This is a genomic window from Cupriavidus sp. 94F1, from assembly GCF_057798875.1.
This window is the reverse complement of sequence record NZ_JBYOJT010000003.1, coordinates 649,283-663,546: the sequence shown is the minus strand read 5'-3', so window position 1 is coordinate 663,546 and position 14,264 is coordinate 649,283. Positions and strand designations below refer to the sequence as shown.

Sequence of the window (14,264 nt, the reverse complement as noted above, 5' to 3'; positions counted from 1 at the left end):
ATTGACGCGCGTAAGTCACACAGGCAAGGTATGCTGCTGCGCCGAGCCGGGTCCGGTGCCGCCAACTGCCGCCAGGCCAGGGATTGTGCCCGCCAGCCTGCCCCGGCGCATGGCGCCATGGGCGCCAGCGGGCGGCTGACCGGCCAGTCACGCGCCTCCAGCGCATCTTCGCCACAGACAACAGGGAAATCTTGAGTACCACGCTCTACGTCCGCCTGCCGCACCGGCCGCATGACCAGCCGCAACCGTGGCAGTTTGGCGCGATGCCTTTTGCGCTGGTACGGGCATCCGCGGAAAAAAGCCGCGCCGGCGGCCTGTCGGCGGCGCCCGAGCTGTTGCGCGAAGGCCACGCCCTGGCGGCGGAAATGCCGGCGGCGGACCGCCTGGTCCTGATTCTGGCCGCCAGCGATGTGCTGCTCACGGCAGCCATGGTGCCGCCGCTGCCGCCCGCCCGGCTGCGGCTGGCCCTGCCGAACCTGGTGGAAGACATGCTGGCCACGGACGCCGCGCCATGCCATATCGCCCTGGGGCCGGCGCTCGATCCCGCCGCCCCGGCGCGCGGCCCGCGCCGTCGCCTGTTGATGGTCACCGACCGCGCCTGGCTGCGCGCCGCGCTCGACCAGTTCACCGAACACAAGCACCGCCGGCGCAACGTGCTGCCGGCCCAGTTGTGCCTGCCACTGGAGGAAGCCACCGCGCCGGCGCCGGCACCCGTCGATGTCGTCGATGTCCCGGCACCGACAGCGACACCGGAACCGGCGATGGCCGGAGACGCCGCGCCCGCCCCCGCGCCGCAGCCGTCTGTCCCCGAGGCACCCGCCACGGCCGATGACGCGGCCCAGCCGGCGACGCTGGTGGTGGAAGCCGCGACATCGGCGCTGGCCCAGTCGGCCTCGCTGCTGGACGCCGCCGCGCCGCCGCCGGCCGCCGCCGACACTGCCCGACTCTGGCAGCTGACGGTCCGGACCGGCCCTTACGACGGCTACGGCCTGTTGCTCAATGACCAGGCCCTGGCCGCCTGGCAGGTGCTGGCTCCGGCCGGCGTATGGCACGGCGACCCTGCCGCACTGGCCCACGCGCCGGTCCCGGCGCTGCGTGCGCAGCGGCCGGTCGCACGTGCATCGCGGATTTCCGAAAACTGGCGTATCTGGCTGGCGGGCGCCGAAGCCTGCCTGCGCGATCCGCAGGTTGACCTGGCGCAGTTCGAGTTCGCGCAGGGCCGGATGGACCGCTGGAACGTGCTGGCCTGGCGCCTGCCGGTGGCGCTGGCCGTCGGGCTGGCACTGGTGCAGATCATCGGCATGAACGCCCAATGGCTGATGTTGCGTCAGGAGTCGAAGCGCATCGAAGCCGCCCAGATCGATATCCTCCATACCGCCTTTCCGAACGTGCCGCCGGTGGCCGAGCCGCCGCTGCTGATGCGCCGCCAGATGGAACAGCTGCGCACGGCAAGCGGCCGCAGCACACCGAGCGATTTCCTGCCGCTGGCCGACGGCTTCGCACGCGCCGCCCACAGCCTGCCCCCCGATGCGCTGTTGCAGCTCGACTATCGCGCCGGCGCGCTCTACGTCACGCTCAAGCCGGGCACCAATACCAATGCGCTGCGCAGTGCGGCGCGGCAAGCAGGCCTGCAGATGGAAGAAGACAAGACGCCGCCGGACGCCGCCGTGCGTGCGGGCGGCGCCCCGACCCCGCCCGGCTCGCGCTGGACGATCAAGAGCGAAGCGCGCGCCGACAGTCCGGCGCAAGGCAGGGCCGGCGCATGAAGTTCGGTCCATCCGCAAAGCGCCCCGCCGCCGGCACCGCCGCAACGGGTACGTCCGCTGGCCGCCTCGGCCGGCTGCGCCCGCGCGTGCCCGACGCATGGCGCGAACGCTTCGACACGTTCTGGAACGCCCGCAATCCGCGCGAACAGGCGATCCTGGGCGGTGGCGCGGTGGTGCTGGTGCTGGTGTTCGGCTACCTGGTGCTGTGGGAGCCGGCCGCGACCGGCCGGGACCGCCTGATGCGCAACCTGCCGGCGCAACGCGCCGACCTGGCCGAAATGGAAACCCTGGCGCAGGAAGCGCGCGGCCTGCAAGCCAGCCCGGCGCCGTCGTTGCGGGGCGATGCGCTGACCCAGGCGCTGCAGGACAACCTCGGGCAGCATGGCCTGAAGGCCACGCGCCTGGCGGCCACCGGCGACAACGCTGTGCAGGTCCAGCTGGACAAGGTGGCCTTTGGCGCGGTGGCCAGCTGGCTGCAGGATGTGCGCGCCCAGCAGCGGCTCAAGGTCACGGACGCCCGCATCAGCTATGTCGGCGCCACGGCGCTGGTCAATGTCACGGCAACGCTGCAAGGCCCCGGTGCCGGTGGCCGCAACTGATGGCGCGGCTCGAGGCCCTGCGCCTGCCCCGTCGGCGCGTCCGCGCGTCGCGCGGCTCGCAATGGCTGCGCTGGGCGCTGCTGGGCGCGGCAACCGTGGTGGTGACGGTGACGGCTTCGTTGCCCGCCACGTGGATGGCCGAACGCATTGCCACGGAAAGCGGACGCCGCGTGCTGCTGGCCGATGCGGCCGGCACGCTGTGGCACGGCAGCGCCACGCTGGCGCTGTCCGCCGGCGCGGGCAGCCAGACATCGACCGTGCTGCCGGGCCGGCTGACCTGGGACGTGGCGTTCTGGCCATTGCTGACCGGCACGCTGCGCCTGGTGCTGGAACAGGACATGACGATGGCCGCGCCGGTAGCGGTGGCGGTGACGCCCGCCGGCTGGACTGTGCAGTCGGGCGGCATCCGCCTGCCGGCGTCGCTGCTGGAAGGCATTGGCGCCCCGTTCAACACGCTGCGGCCGGACGGCACGATGCGGATCGACTGGACGGCGCTGCAGGGCAAGTTTGCCGGCAACCAGAAATTCGGGCATCTGACCTTGCAACTGGACCAGATGTCGGCGGCGGTGAGCCGCCTGCGCCCGCTGGGCAGCTATCGCGCGGAAGTCGACCTGGCCGGCGCCGCCGGCCGCCTGCAATTGAAGACCACGGCCGGACCGCTGCATCTGGAGGGCAGCGGCACGCTCGGCCGGCAGTCCCGCTTCGAAGGTACGGCCCATGCCGACCCCGAGGCGGCCACCCAGCTGGCGGGCCTGCTGAGCCTGCTGGGACGAACAGAAAACAACGTGACAAGGCTGCGCTTCTGATCGCCGAAGCCCGGGCCTGAAACCGATGATGACAACGCAAGCACACCACCACCTCGTCCGCACCGTCTGCGCCCGCGCTACCGCGCTGCTGTGCACCCTGTCGCTGCTGTCGCCCGCCATGGCGTGGGCCCAGCCGCAGCAGCAGGTACCGCAGCCCAACGACATCTCGCCACGCAACCGTGACCAGGTGGTGTTGAACTTCGTCAACGCCGATCTCGAATCGGTGGTGAAGGCGGTGGGCCAGGCCACGGGCAAGAATTTCGTGATCGACCCGCGCGTGAAGGGCACCGTGAACCTGGTGACCGAGCAGCCGGTGTCGCGTGCCCAGGCGCTGGAAACGCTGGGGTCGGTCCTGCGCATGCAGGGCTACGCGATGGTGGAATCCAACGGCTTCACGAAGGTGGTGCCCGAGGCCGATGCCAAGCTGCAGGGGTCGCCGACCGTGATCGGCGGCGGCGCCGGCCGTGGTGACCAGGTGGTGACGCAGGTGTTCCGGCTGAACTACGAGTCGGCCAACAACCTGGTGCCGGTGCTGCGTCCGATGATCGCGCCCAACAACACCATCACGGCCTACCCGGCCAACAACACGCTGGTGATCACCGACTACGCCGACAACCTGCGCCGCCTGGCCCGCATCATCGCGGCCGTGGATGCGCCGGCATCGGGCGAAGTCGAACTGGTTCCGCTCAAGAACGCCGTGGCCAGCGATGCGGCCGTGGTGCTGCAGAAGCTGCTCGACCCATCGGCGGCCGGCGGTGCCGGGGGCGGCGCGGCAGCCGGCGATGCGTCGCTGCGCACGACCGTAGTTGCCGAGCCACGTAGCAATTCGCTGATTATTCGCGCCACCAGCCGCGCCCGGGTACAGCAGGCGCGCCAGTTGATCGAGAAGATCGACCAGCCCTATGCGCGCCCCGGCAATATCTGGGTGGTGCCGCTGAAGAATGCCGATGCGGTGAAACTGGCGGCCACGCTGCGCGCCATCGTCGCGGCGGATAGCAGTTTCGCGAGTTCGACGCAGGGCGGTCAGGCCGGCGGCATCGCCGGCGCCACTGGCGCCACGTCGCAGACCACCTCGCTGCCGCAGGGCGGCCAGTACACCGGCGGCAGCAGCAGCGGCTACAACCGCAGCGGTTCGGGCTCGTCGGGCTTTGGCAGCTCGGGCGGCGGCTCGAATGCGTTCTCGTCGTCGTTTGCCGTGAACCAGCAGCCCACCACGGGCGGCATCATCCAGGCCGATCCGTCAACCAATTCGCTGATCATCACGGCCAGCGAACCGGTCTACCGCAACCTGCGCGGCGTGATCGAGGATCTGGACGCGCGCCGCGCGCAGGTCTACATCGAATCGATGATCGTCGAGGTGACGTCCACGCAGGCCAGCGAACTTGGCATCCAGTGGCAGGGCCTGGTCAACAGCGGCGGCAGCGTCACCGGCTTTGCCGGCACGAACTTCGGCACGGGCGGCCAGAACATCGTCAACCTGACCGCGGCCGGCGTGCTCTACGGCGAGAACAAGACCGCCGGCCTGGCGGCGATCCAGCAGTTGCTGCCCACGGCGGGCGGCCTGAACCTGGGCGTCGTGAACAAGGCCCTGGGCCTTGGCGCGCTGCTGCGGGCACTGGGCACCAATGGCAGCGTGAACCTGCTGTCCACGCCGAACCTGATCACGCTCGAGAACGAAGAGGCCAAGATCCTGATCGGCCAGAACATTCCGATCACGACGGGCTCCTATGCGCAGACCGGCAGCAGCGCCTCGGTGACGCCGTTCCAGACCTTCGACCGCAAGGACGTCGGTATCACGCTGCGCGTGCGCCCGCAGATCAGCGAAGGCGGGCTGGTCAAGATGCAGATCTACCAGGAATCGTCGTCGGTGGTCGCCGGCACGCTCGCCAACACCTCGGGCCCGACCACCAACGTCCGCTCGATCGAGACGAACGTGCTGGTCGATGACGGCCAGATCATCGTGCTGGGCGGCCTGATCGAGGACAACTACGGCGACGGCGTGCAGAAGGTGCCGCTGCTGGGCGACATCCCCTGGATCGGCTCGCTGTTCCGCTACGAAAACAAGAACCGCGCCAAGACCAACCTGCTGGTGTTCCTGCGCCCATATGTGATGCGTACGACGGCCGCCACCGACCGCCTGACGCAGGACCGCTACGACTACATGCGCACGCAACAGCAAGGCTTCGTGTCGCCTAACATGATCGTGCATGACGCGGTGACGCCGGTGCTGCCGCCGGCCAACGCGCCGACCACGCCGTTCGTGGATCCGCGCGGCGGCACCCTGCAGCAGGGTCCGCTGCCGCTGGACCAGACGCCCGGCCAGCCGGGTTCGCAACCGGGTTCGCAGCCGGCGCCGCAACCGCTGCCGCAACCAGCGCCGCAACAGGCGCCCCAGTCCGCGACACCGCGGCCGCTGTCGTTCAACGACGAGTCGTTCGCGGCGCGTCAGGCCTCGCAGAGCTGAGCATCATCGACATGGCCACCGAAACACTCGCCACCGCCGCCGGAGCCGAAGCGCCTCTGGAGCCGCCGTCGCCGATGGCGGCGCGGCTCGTGCCGTATTCGTTCTCGCGCGAGGCGCCGCTGCTGATTGCGCACCAGCGCCCGGACGGGCTAGAAGTCTGGGTCAGCCGCCAGACGTCGCCCGCCGCGCTGGCCGAAGTGGCGCGCGTGCATGGCGCGCTGCACCTGCGCGTGCTGGAGCCGGCGGCGCTGGACGCGGCGATGTCGGATGCCTACAACCGCCAGGATGGCTCGGCCGCGCAGGTGGTGGGCGAGGTCGAGGGCGAGGTGGATCTGTCGCGCCTGATGCAGGACATTCCCGCCGTCGAAGACCTGCTGGAATCCGAGGACGACGCGCCGATCATCCGCATGATCAACGCGCTGCTGACCCAGGCCGCGCGCGAGCAGGCATCGGATATCCACATCGAGCCGTTCGAGTCGTCGTCCGTGGTGCGCTTCCGCGTGGACGGCACGCTGCGCGACGTGGTGCGGCCCAAGAAGGCGCTGCACGGCGCGCTGATCTCGCGGATCAAGATCATGGCGCAGCTGGACATTGCCGAGAAACGCCTGCCCCAGGACGGCCGCATCACGCTGCGCGTGGGCGGGCGCCCGGTAGATGTGCGCGTCTCGACGCTGCCCACGGGCCACGGCGAGCGCGCGGTGCTGCGTCTGCTGGACAAGGAAGCCGGCCGGCTGGACCTGGCCCGGCTGGGCATGGCACCCGAAACGCTGGCCGGTTTCGACCACCTGGTACGCCAGCCCCACGGCATCGTGCTGGTGACCGGGCCGACCGGCTCCGGCAAGACCACCACGCTCTACGCGGCGCTGTCGCGGCTCGATTCCCACACCACCAACATCATGACCGTGGAAGATCCGATCGAGTACGACCTCGACGGCATCGGCCAGACGCAGGTCAACCCGCGTATCGACATGACGTTCGGCAAGGCGCTGCGCGCCATCCTGCGCCAAGACCCGGACGTGGTGATGATCGGTGAAATCCGCGACCTGGAGACCGCGCAGATCGCGGTGCAGGCTTCGCTGACCGGCCACCTGGTGCTGGCCACGCTGCACACCAACGATTCGGCATCGGCCGTCACGCGGCTGGTGGACATGGGCATCGAGCCGTTCCTGCTGTCGTCGTCGCTGCTTGGCGTGCTGGCGCAGCGGCTGGTACGGCGCCTGTGCCCGCACTGCAAGCGCGAGGAAGTGATCGAGGTCAAGGCGACGGAGTCGGAAGCCCTGCACGCGCAGGGCAAGCCGCTGCAGCGCGTGTGGCACGCGGTGGGCTGCGACAAGTGCGGCCATTCGGGCTACCAGGGCCGGATGGGCGTCTACGAGCTGCTGACCGTCGACAACGAGATCCAGACCATGATCCATCGCCAGCAGCCGGAATCCGAGATCAAGCAGGTGGCGCTGGCCAAGGGCATGCACACGATGCGCGGCGATGCGCAACGCTGGATCGACAGCGGCGCCACCTCGCTGGAAGAGGTGCTGCGCGTGACGCGCGAATAAGCCGGGGACCGCAGCATGCCTGCCTATCGCTACGAAGCTGCCGATGCCTCTGGCCGCGCCGACCGGGGCGTCGTCGAGGCCGACAGTCCCAAGCAGGCGCGCGCCCAGTTGCGTGCGCGCGGCCTGACGCCGCTTACCGTCGATCCGCTGGCCGGTGCCGGCCTGGCCCAGCGCAGCAGCAGTACCCTTTTCGTGCGGCGACTGTCGACGCAGGAGCAGGCGCTGTTCACCCGCCAGCTGGCCAGCCTGATCGTGTCGGGCCTGCCGCTCGACGAAGCGTTGGGCGCGCTGGCTGACCAGGCCGAGCGCCAGTACGTGCACGAGCTGCTGGCTGGCATCCGGGCCGAGGTCATGGGCGGCAGTTCGCTGTCCGTGGCGCTGGCCCAGCATCCCAAGGACTTCCCGGACATCTATCGGGCGCTGGTGTCGGCGGGCGAGCACTCGGGCCATCTGGGCGTGGTGCTGGAGCGGCTGGCCACCTATATCGAGACGCGCAACCAGCTGACGTCGAAGATTCGCCTGGCGTTCACCTATCCGGCCATCGTCACGTTCGTGGCGTTCGCCATCGTGATCTTCCTGCTGTCGTACGTGGTGCCGCAGGTGGTCAGCGTGTTCGCCAACACCAAGCAGAAGCTGCCCATGCTGACCATCATCATGCTGTGGCTGTCCGATTTCGTGCGCAACTGGTGGTGGGCCGCGGTGGCCGTGATCGCGGTGATTTCGGCGATCATCCGCAGCCTGCTGAAGCAGCCCGACATCAAGCTGTCTTGGCATCGCTGGCTGCTGACCGCGCCGCTGGTGGGCAAGCTGATTCGCGGCTACAACACCGCGCGCTTTGCCAGCACGCTGGCCATCCTGGTGTCGGCCGGGGTGCCGATCCTGCGCAGCCTGCAGGCGGCAGGCGAAACGCTGACGAACGTGGCGCTCAAGAACAACGTCGACGACGCCACCACGCGCGTGCGCGAAGGCGCGTCGCTGGCCCGCGCGCTGGCCGCGCAGAACCAGTTTCCGCCGGTGCTGGTGCACCTGATCCGATCCGGTGAAGCCACGGGCAACCTGCCCATCATGCTGGAACGCGCCGCCACCGGCGAAGGGCAGGAACTGGAGCGCCGCACGCTGTTCCTGACCAGCCTGCTGGAGCCGCTGCTGATCCTGACGATGGGGGTGGTGGTGCTGCTCATCGTGCTGGCGGTGCTGATGCCGATCATCGAGATCAATCAGCTGGTGCGGTAAAGCGGTAGCCGTTCACGCTCCCTGCGGGCCGGCTAACGCTTATTCCGCAGCCTTGGCCGCCTTCTTCGCCGGCGCACGCTTGCGCGGGGCGGCCTTCTTTGCGGCGGGCTTCCGCTTGGCGGGTGCCTTGGTCTCCGTTTCGGCTTCGGGCGCCGATGCCTCGGCGACATCGGCGGCAGGCTCGGCCGATGCCGCCGGCACTGCCTCCGTCACCTGCGCCGCCAGGACCCTCGTACCCGGTGCGGCGAATACCGACTGATCGATCGGCCATGGCGTTTCGCTGAGCGTCACATCCGGACGCCGGGAACGCCTGCCGCGCGGTGCCGGCATCTCATCGGCGGCTTCCACGGTCTCGGGGATCAGCGTCGAGGCCGAGCCGGCTGCCTCGTCGTCTGCCGACAGCGCAGGCGCGGGTTCAGGAAGGGCTTCCATGTCCACCACCGGCGCGGGCGTTTCCACCGGGGGGACCGGCTGTGCCACGGTCTGCGTGGGAATGGGTGCGGGTGCCGGCTTCACCGGGGCCGGGCGCTGGGCCTGGGGTTGCGGCTGCGCCTGCTGCGGCTGGCCACCCTGGTGGGCCTGGCCACCCTGCTGGCCGCCTTGGCCGCCCTCGCCCTTGCCGCGCTTCTTCAGCCGCACCCAGATCGTCTTGTTGTTGCCGCCGTTGCGGGCTTCCACTTCGAACAGGTTGGTGGCGGCAACCAGCTCCGACAGCTTGCCGTAGCCGTAGTTGCGCGAATCGAATTCGGGGGCCTGCTTGGCGATGTAGTTGCCGATGCCGCCGAGCGTGGACCAGCCGTCCTCGTCCGATACGGCCTGCGATGCGCTCTGCAGCAGCCGCACCAGGCGCGAGTCCTGCCGCAGCTCCTGCGAACTGCGGCGGCGCGTCGGTGCCGTGCCGGTGTCGGTGTCGGCATCGGCGTCCGTGTCGGCATCGCCGCGCAGCACGTCCGCGTAGATGAACTTGTCGCAGGCGGTGACAAACGGCTTGGGCGTCTTGCGCTCGCCGAAGCCGTACACGGTCAGGCCCTGCTCGCGGATGCGCGACGCCAGGCGGGTGAAGTCGCTGTCGCTCGACACGATGCAGAACCCATCGAAACGGCCCGTGTAGAGCAGGTCCATGGCGTCGATGATCATGGCGCTGTCGGTGGCGTTCTTGCCCACCGTGTAGCGGAACTGCTGGATCGGCTGGATCGAATGGGCCAGCAGGCGGTCCTTCCAGCCCGACAGGTTCGGGCGCGTCCAGTCGCCGTAGATACGCTTGACGGCGGCCACGCCGTACTTGGCCACTTCGGCCAGCAGGCCTTCGACGATGGCGGGCGCCGCATTGTCGGCGTCGATCAGCACGGCCAGGGTAGCGCCCTGGCGGGGGGAATTGGTCATGTTCGGTTCTTCTGGTGGGGCCGGGTTGCACCATGGCGGCGCCCCCGGCGTGTGGCGCGCAGACATCATCGATCTTACGCGCGCGCCATTTGGATGCACCGCAGTGTACACGTGCAGCATAGGCGTATACGGGAAAGCACGGGGGTGTCTGGCGCGTTTTATGCTGCATCGCACGGTACCGCGGCCTGCACGCCGGTGCTACCATGCCGCGCAGAGACACGGCCGCCCGACGCCTCCACAAGAGACCCTGGGCGGCTGCCCATCAATGATGTGTCGGTGATCCCGACAGCATGCCCCACGCAGGGCCCCAAAGAGGAGCACATATGAATGCCCCCCTGACCCCACCGGTCAGCGACGCCATCCGCCGCGCGCTCGAAAACGTTTCCCTCGAAGACAAGTACACGCTGGAGCGAGGCCGCATCTACATCAGCGGCACGCAGGCCCTGGTACGTCTGCCGATGCTGCAGCAGGAACGCGACCGCGCCGCCGGCCTGAATACCGCCGGCTTCATTTCCGGCTATCGCGGTTCCCCGCTCGGCGCACTCGACCAGTCGCTCTGGAAGGCCAAGAAGCACCTGGCGGCGCACAACGTCGTGTTCCAGGCCGGGCTGAACGAAGACCTGGCCGCCACGGCGGTCTGGGGCTCGCAGCAGGTCAACATGTATCCGGACGCCAAGTTCGATGGCGTGTTCGGCATGTGGTACGGCAAGGGCCCCGGCGTCGATCGCACCGGCGACGTCTTCAAGCATGCCAACTCGGCCGGTTCCAGCAAGCACGGTGGCGTACTGGTGCTGGCCGGCGACGACCACTCGGCCAAGTCCTCGACGCTGGCGCACCAGTCCGAGCACATCTTCAAGGCCTGCGGCCTGCCCGTGCTCTACCCATCCAACGTGCAGGAATACCTGGACTACGGCCTGCACGCATGGGCCATGAGCCGCTACTCGGGCCTGTGGGTGGCCATGAAGTGCGTGACCGACGTGGTGGAATCGTCCGCCTCGGTCGAACTTGATCCGCACCGCGTGCAGATCGTGCTGCCCGACGATTTCATCCTGCCGCAGGGCGGGCTCAATATCCGCTGGCCCGATCCGCCGCTGGAGCAGGAAGCCCGGCTGCTGGACTTCAAGTGGTACGCCGGCCTGGCCTACGTGCGGGCCAACAAGATCGACCGAATCGAGATCGATTCACCGCACGCGCGCTTCGGCATCATGACCGCGGGCAAGGCCTACCTCGACACGCGCCAGGCGCTGTCCGACCTGGGCCTCGACGACGCCACCTGCGCCCAGCTGGGCATCCGGCTGTACAAGGTGGGCTGCGTCTGGCCGCTGGAAGCCCACGGCGCGCGTGCGTTTGCCGAAGGCCTGCAGGAAATCCTGGTGGTCGAAGAAAAGCGCCAGATCATGGAGTACGCGCTCAAGGAAGAGCTGTACAACTGGCGCGACGACGTGCGCCCCAAGGTCTACGGCAAGTTCGACGAAAAGGACAACGCGGGCGGCGAATGGTCGATCCCGCAGAACAACTGGCTGCTGCCGGCGCACTATGAACTGTCGCCGGCGATCATCGCCAAGGCCATCGCCACGCGCCTCGAAAAGTTCGACCTGCCCGCCGATATCCGCGCGCGGATCGAATCGCGGCTGGCCATCATCCACGCCAAGGAGCGTGCGCTGGCCACGCCGCGCGTGACCGCCGAGCGCAAGCCGTGGTTCTGCTCGGGCTGCCCGCACAACACGTCGACCAACGTGCCCGAGGGCTCGCGCGCGCTGGCCGGCATCGGCTGCCACTACATGACGGTCTGGATGGACCGCAACACCAGCACCTTCAGCCAGATGGGCGGCGAGGGCGTGGCCTGGATCGGCCAGGCGCCGTTTGCCGGCGACCAGCACGTATTTGCCAACCTGGGCGACGGCACCTACTTCCATTCGGGCCTGCTGGCGATCCGTGCATCGATCGCGGCCGGCGTGAACATCACCTACAAGATCCTCTACAACGACGCCGTGGCCATGACCGGCGGCCAGCCGGTGGACGGCCAGCTGTCGGTGCAGGACATCGCGTTCCAGGTGGCCGCCGAAGGCGCGAAGAAGATCGTCATCGTCACGGACCAGCCCGAGAAGTACAACAGTGCGATCAAGCTGCCCGAAGGGCTGACCGTGCATCCGCGCGAACAGCTCGACACGATCCAGCGCGAACTGCGCGAGGTGCCCGGCTGCACCATCCTGATCTACGACCAGACCTGCGCCACCGAGAAGCGCCGCCGCCGCAAGCGCGGCACCTTCCCCGACCCGGCACGCCGTGCGTTCATCAACGACGCCGTCTGCGAAGGCTGCGGCGACTGCTCGGTTAAGTCGAACTGCCTGTCCGTGGAGCCGCTGGAAACCGAACTGGGCACCAAGCGCCAGATCAACCAGTCGTCGTGCAACAAGGACTTCTCGTGCGTGAACGGCTTCTGCCCGAGCTTTGTCACCGCCGAAGGCGCGCAGGTGCGCAAGCCCAAGGCCAGTGGCGTGTCGATGAGCGGCCTGCCCGACCTGCCGCTGCCGGCGCTGCCGCAGATCCGACGCGCATACGGCATCCTGGTGACGGGCGTGGGCGGCACGGGCGTGGTGACGATCGGCGGCCTGCTGGGGATGGCGGCACATCTGGAAAGCAAGGGCGTGACCGTGCTGGACATGGCGGGCCTGGCGCAAAAGGGTGGCGCGGTGCTGTCGCACGTGCAGATCGCGGCCAGGCCGGACGACCTGCATGCCACGCGCATCGCCATGGGCGAGGCCGACCTGGTGATCGGCTGCGATGCCATCGTGTCGGCCACCGACGAGGTCATCTCGAAAACGCAGTCGGGCCGCACGCGCGCCGTGGTGAACACCGCGCAAACCCCGACCGCCGCATTCATCAAGGACCCGAAGTGGCAGTTCCCGGGCCTCTCGGCGGAGCAGGATATCCGCAACGCCGTGGGCGAGCAGTGCGACTTCCTCAACGCCAGCGCGCTGGCCGTGGCCTTGCTGGGCGACACGATCTACACCAACCCGCTGGTGCTGGGCTACGCGTGGCAGAAGGGCTGGATTCCGCTGACGCTCGAGGCCCTGGAGCGCGCCATCGAGCTGAACGGCGTGTCGGTCGACAAGAACAAGGCCGCCTTTGACTGGGGCCGCCATATGGCCCACGACCCGGACCGCGTGCTGTCGCTGGCCGGCAAGCTCAAGACGCAGACCGAGGGCGCCGACGTGGTGAAGCTGCCGACGTCGAGCGGCGCGCTGCTCGAAAAGCTGATCGCCAACCGCGTGGAACTGCTGACGAAGTACCAGAACGCGGCCTACGCCGAGCAGTATCGGGATGTCGTGAACCGCGTGCGCGCGGCCGAAAGCACGCTGGTGGGCGCCGGCAAGCCCCTGCCGCTGACCGAGGCGGCGGCGCGCAACCTGGCCAAGCTGATGGCCTACAAGGACGAGTACGAGGTGGCGCGGCTGTACACCGACCCGATCTTCCTCGACAAGCTGCGCGCGCAGTTCGAAGGCGAACCGGGCCGCGACTACCAGCTGAATTTCTGGCTGGCGCCGCCGACCACGGCCAAGCGCGACGACAAGGGCAACCTGGTCAAGCGCCGCTTCGGCCCGTCGACCATGACGCTGTTCCGCATCCTGGCCAAGCTCAAGGGCCTGCGCGGCGGTGCGCTCGACATCTTCGGCAAGACCGAGGAACGCCGCACCGAACGCGCGCTGATCGGCGAATACCGCGCGCTGCTGGACGAGCTGTCGAAGGGCCTCACGGCCGCCAACCACGGCACCGCCGTGGAGCTGGCCAACGTGCCCGACGACATCCGCGGCTTCGGCCACGTGAAGGACAACAACCTCAAGGCCGCGCGCGGCAAGTGGGAGCGCCTGCTGAAGCTGTTCCGCGATCCGCAGGCAGGGCAGCAGGCGGCGTAATCGATCGTCGGGCAGCCTGGTCCCCTCTCCCGCCGAGGCGGGAGAGGGGCCGGGGGAGAGGGCGGCCCTTTCAACAACCGATCGGTCATGGCTACACTGGGAACCCGTATGACTCCCAGCCGACCCATGCAACTCCGCCCCTACCGCCCCGCCGATGAAACCGCCGTTGTCGGCCTGTGGAAAGCCTGCGGCCTGACCCGGCCGTGGAACGATCCGCACAAGGACATCGCGCGCAAGCTGACCACCCAGCCCGAGCTGTTCCGCGTGGGCGAAGTGGACGGCCAACTGGTGGCCACGGCGATGATCGGCTACGACGGCCACCGCGGCTGGGTCTACTACCTGGCCGTGCATCCCGAGTTCCAGGGCCGCGGCTACGGGCGTATGCTGATGGCGCACGCCGAGGCCCTGCTGATCGAGCGCGGCTGCCCGAAGATCAACCTGCTGGTGCGCGAGACCAACGACGCCGTGCTGGCGTTCTACGACCGGCTCGGCTATGGCCGCGATGCGGCGGTCAGTCTGGGCAAGCGGCTGATCCCGGACCAGTGA

9 protein-coding genes are annotated in these 14,264 nt (G+C 68.9%); 8 read left to right on the top strand and 1 reads right to left on the bottom strand.

The genetic code is table 11. The features are described 5' to 3' along the window. Positions 1–191: 191 nt before the first annotated feature. The 6 genes from gspL to gspF are packed head-to-tail and all read left to right on the top strand — an operon-like array spanning position 192 to position 8,418. Positions 192–1,766, top strand: a complete 1,575-nt coding sequence (gspL, locus tag AC3FJ6_RS10770) for a type II secretion system protein GspL (RefSeq protein WP_488771826.1) — start codon at positions 192–194, stop codon at positions 1,764–1,766. Then, entirely contained in the window at positions 1,763–2,365 is a 603-nt protein-coding gene (locus AC3FJ6_RS10765; protein WP_488771825.1) for a type II secretion system protein M, read from the top strand. The genes gspL and AC3FJ6_RS10765 overlap by 4 nt, the downstream gene beginning before the upstream one ends. Further along, the gene (locus AC3FJ6_RS10760; RefSeq protein WP_488771824.1) at positions 2,365–3,171 is read left to right on the top strand and encodes a type II secretion system protein N; all 807 of its coding nucleotides are present in this window, start codon (positions 2,365–2,367) and stop codon (positions 3,169–3,171) included. The genes AC3FJ6_RS10765 and AC3FJ6_RS10760 overlap by 1 nt, the downstream gene beginning before the upstream one ends. Before the next feature lie 28 nt (positions 3,172–3,199). After that, on the top strand, positions 3,200–5,635 hold the full coding sequence (gspD, locus tag AC3FJ6_RS10755; protein ID WP_488771823.1) for a type II secretion system secretin GspD: 2,436 nt from the start codon (positions 3,200–3,202) through the stop codon (positions 5,633–5,635). An 11-nt stretch (positions 5,636–5,646) separates the two neighbouring features. Continuing rightward, the gene (gene gspE / locus AC3FJ6_RS10750; protein WP_488771822.1) at positions 5,647–7,185 is read left to right on the top strand and encodes a type II secretion system ATPase GspE; all 1,539 of its coding nucleotides are present in this window, start codon (positions 5,647–5,649) and stop codon (positions 7,183–7,185) included. A gap of 15 nt (positions 7,186–7,200) precedes the next feature. Further along, complete coding sequence (gspF, locus tag AC3FJ6_RS10745; protein WP_488771821.1) at positions 7,201–8,418, top strand: type II secretion system inner membrane protein GspF; 1,218 nt, start codon at positions 7,201–7,203, stop codon at positions 8,416–8,418. A gap of 39 nt (positions 8,419–8,457) precedes the next feature. On the opposite strand, the gene AC3FJ6_RS10740 is transcribed toward gspF, so the two are convergent. After that, entirely contained in the window at positions 8,458–9,801 is a 1,344-nt protein-coding gene (locus AC3FJ6_RS10740; protein WP_488771820.1) for an NYN domain-containing protein, read from the bottom strand. Between the two features lie 323 nt (positions 9,802–10,124). On the opposite strand from AC3FJ6_RS10740, the gene AC3FJ6_RS10735 reads away from it, so the two are divergent. After that, positions 10,125–13,718: an indolepyruvate ferredoxin oxidoreductase family protein gene (locus AC3FJ6_RS10735; RefSeq protein WP_488771819.1), complete on the top strand. Its 3,594-nt coding sequence runs from the start codon at positions 10,125–10,127 to the stop codon at positions 13,716–13,718. 126 nt (positions 13,719–13,844) lie between these two features. Then, positions 13,845–14,264: a GNAT family acetyltransferase gene (locus AC3FJ6_RS10730; protein ID WP_488771818.1), complete on the top strand. Its 420-nt coding sequence runs from the start codon at positions 13,845–13,847 to the stop codon at positions 14,262–14,264.

Coding starts and splice junctions, on each gene's coding strand:
- AC3FJ6_RS10760 (WP_488771824.1), top strand. CDS start 2,365: ATGGCGCGGCTCGAGGCCCTGCGCCTGCCCCGTCGGCGCGTCCGCGCG.
- AC3FJ6_RS10735 (WP_488771819.1), top strand. CDS start 10,125: ATGAATGCCCCCCTGACCCCACCGGTCAGCGACGCCATCCGCCGCGCG.
- AC3FJ6_RS10730 (WP_488771818.1), top strand. CDS start 13,845: ATGCAACTCCGCCCCTACCGCCCCGCCGATGAAACCGCCGTTGTCGGC.
- gspE (WP_488771822.1), top strand. CDS start 5,647: ATGGCCACCGAAACACTCGCCACCGCCGCCGGAGCCGAAGCGCCTCTG.
- AC3FJ6_RS10740 (WP_488771820.1), bottom strand. CDS start 9,801: ATGACCAATTCCCCCCGCCAGGGCGCTACCCTGGCCGTGCTGATCGAC.
- gspD (WP_488771823.1), top strand. CDS start 3,200: ATGACAACGCAAGCACACCACCACCTCGTCCGCACCGTCTGCGCCCGC.
- gspF (WP_488771821.1), top strand. CDS start 7,201: ATGCCTGCCTATCGCTACGAAGCTGCCGATGCCTCTGGCCGCGCCGAC.
- AC3FJ6_RS10765 (WP_488771825.1), top strand. CDS start 1,763: ATGAAGTTCGGTCCATCCGCAAAGCGCCCCGCCGCCGGCACCGCCGCA.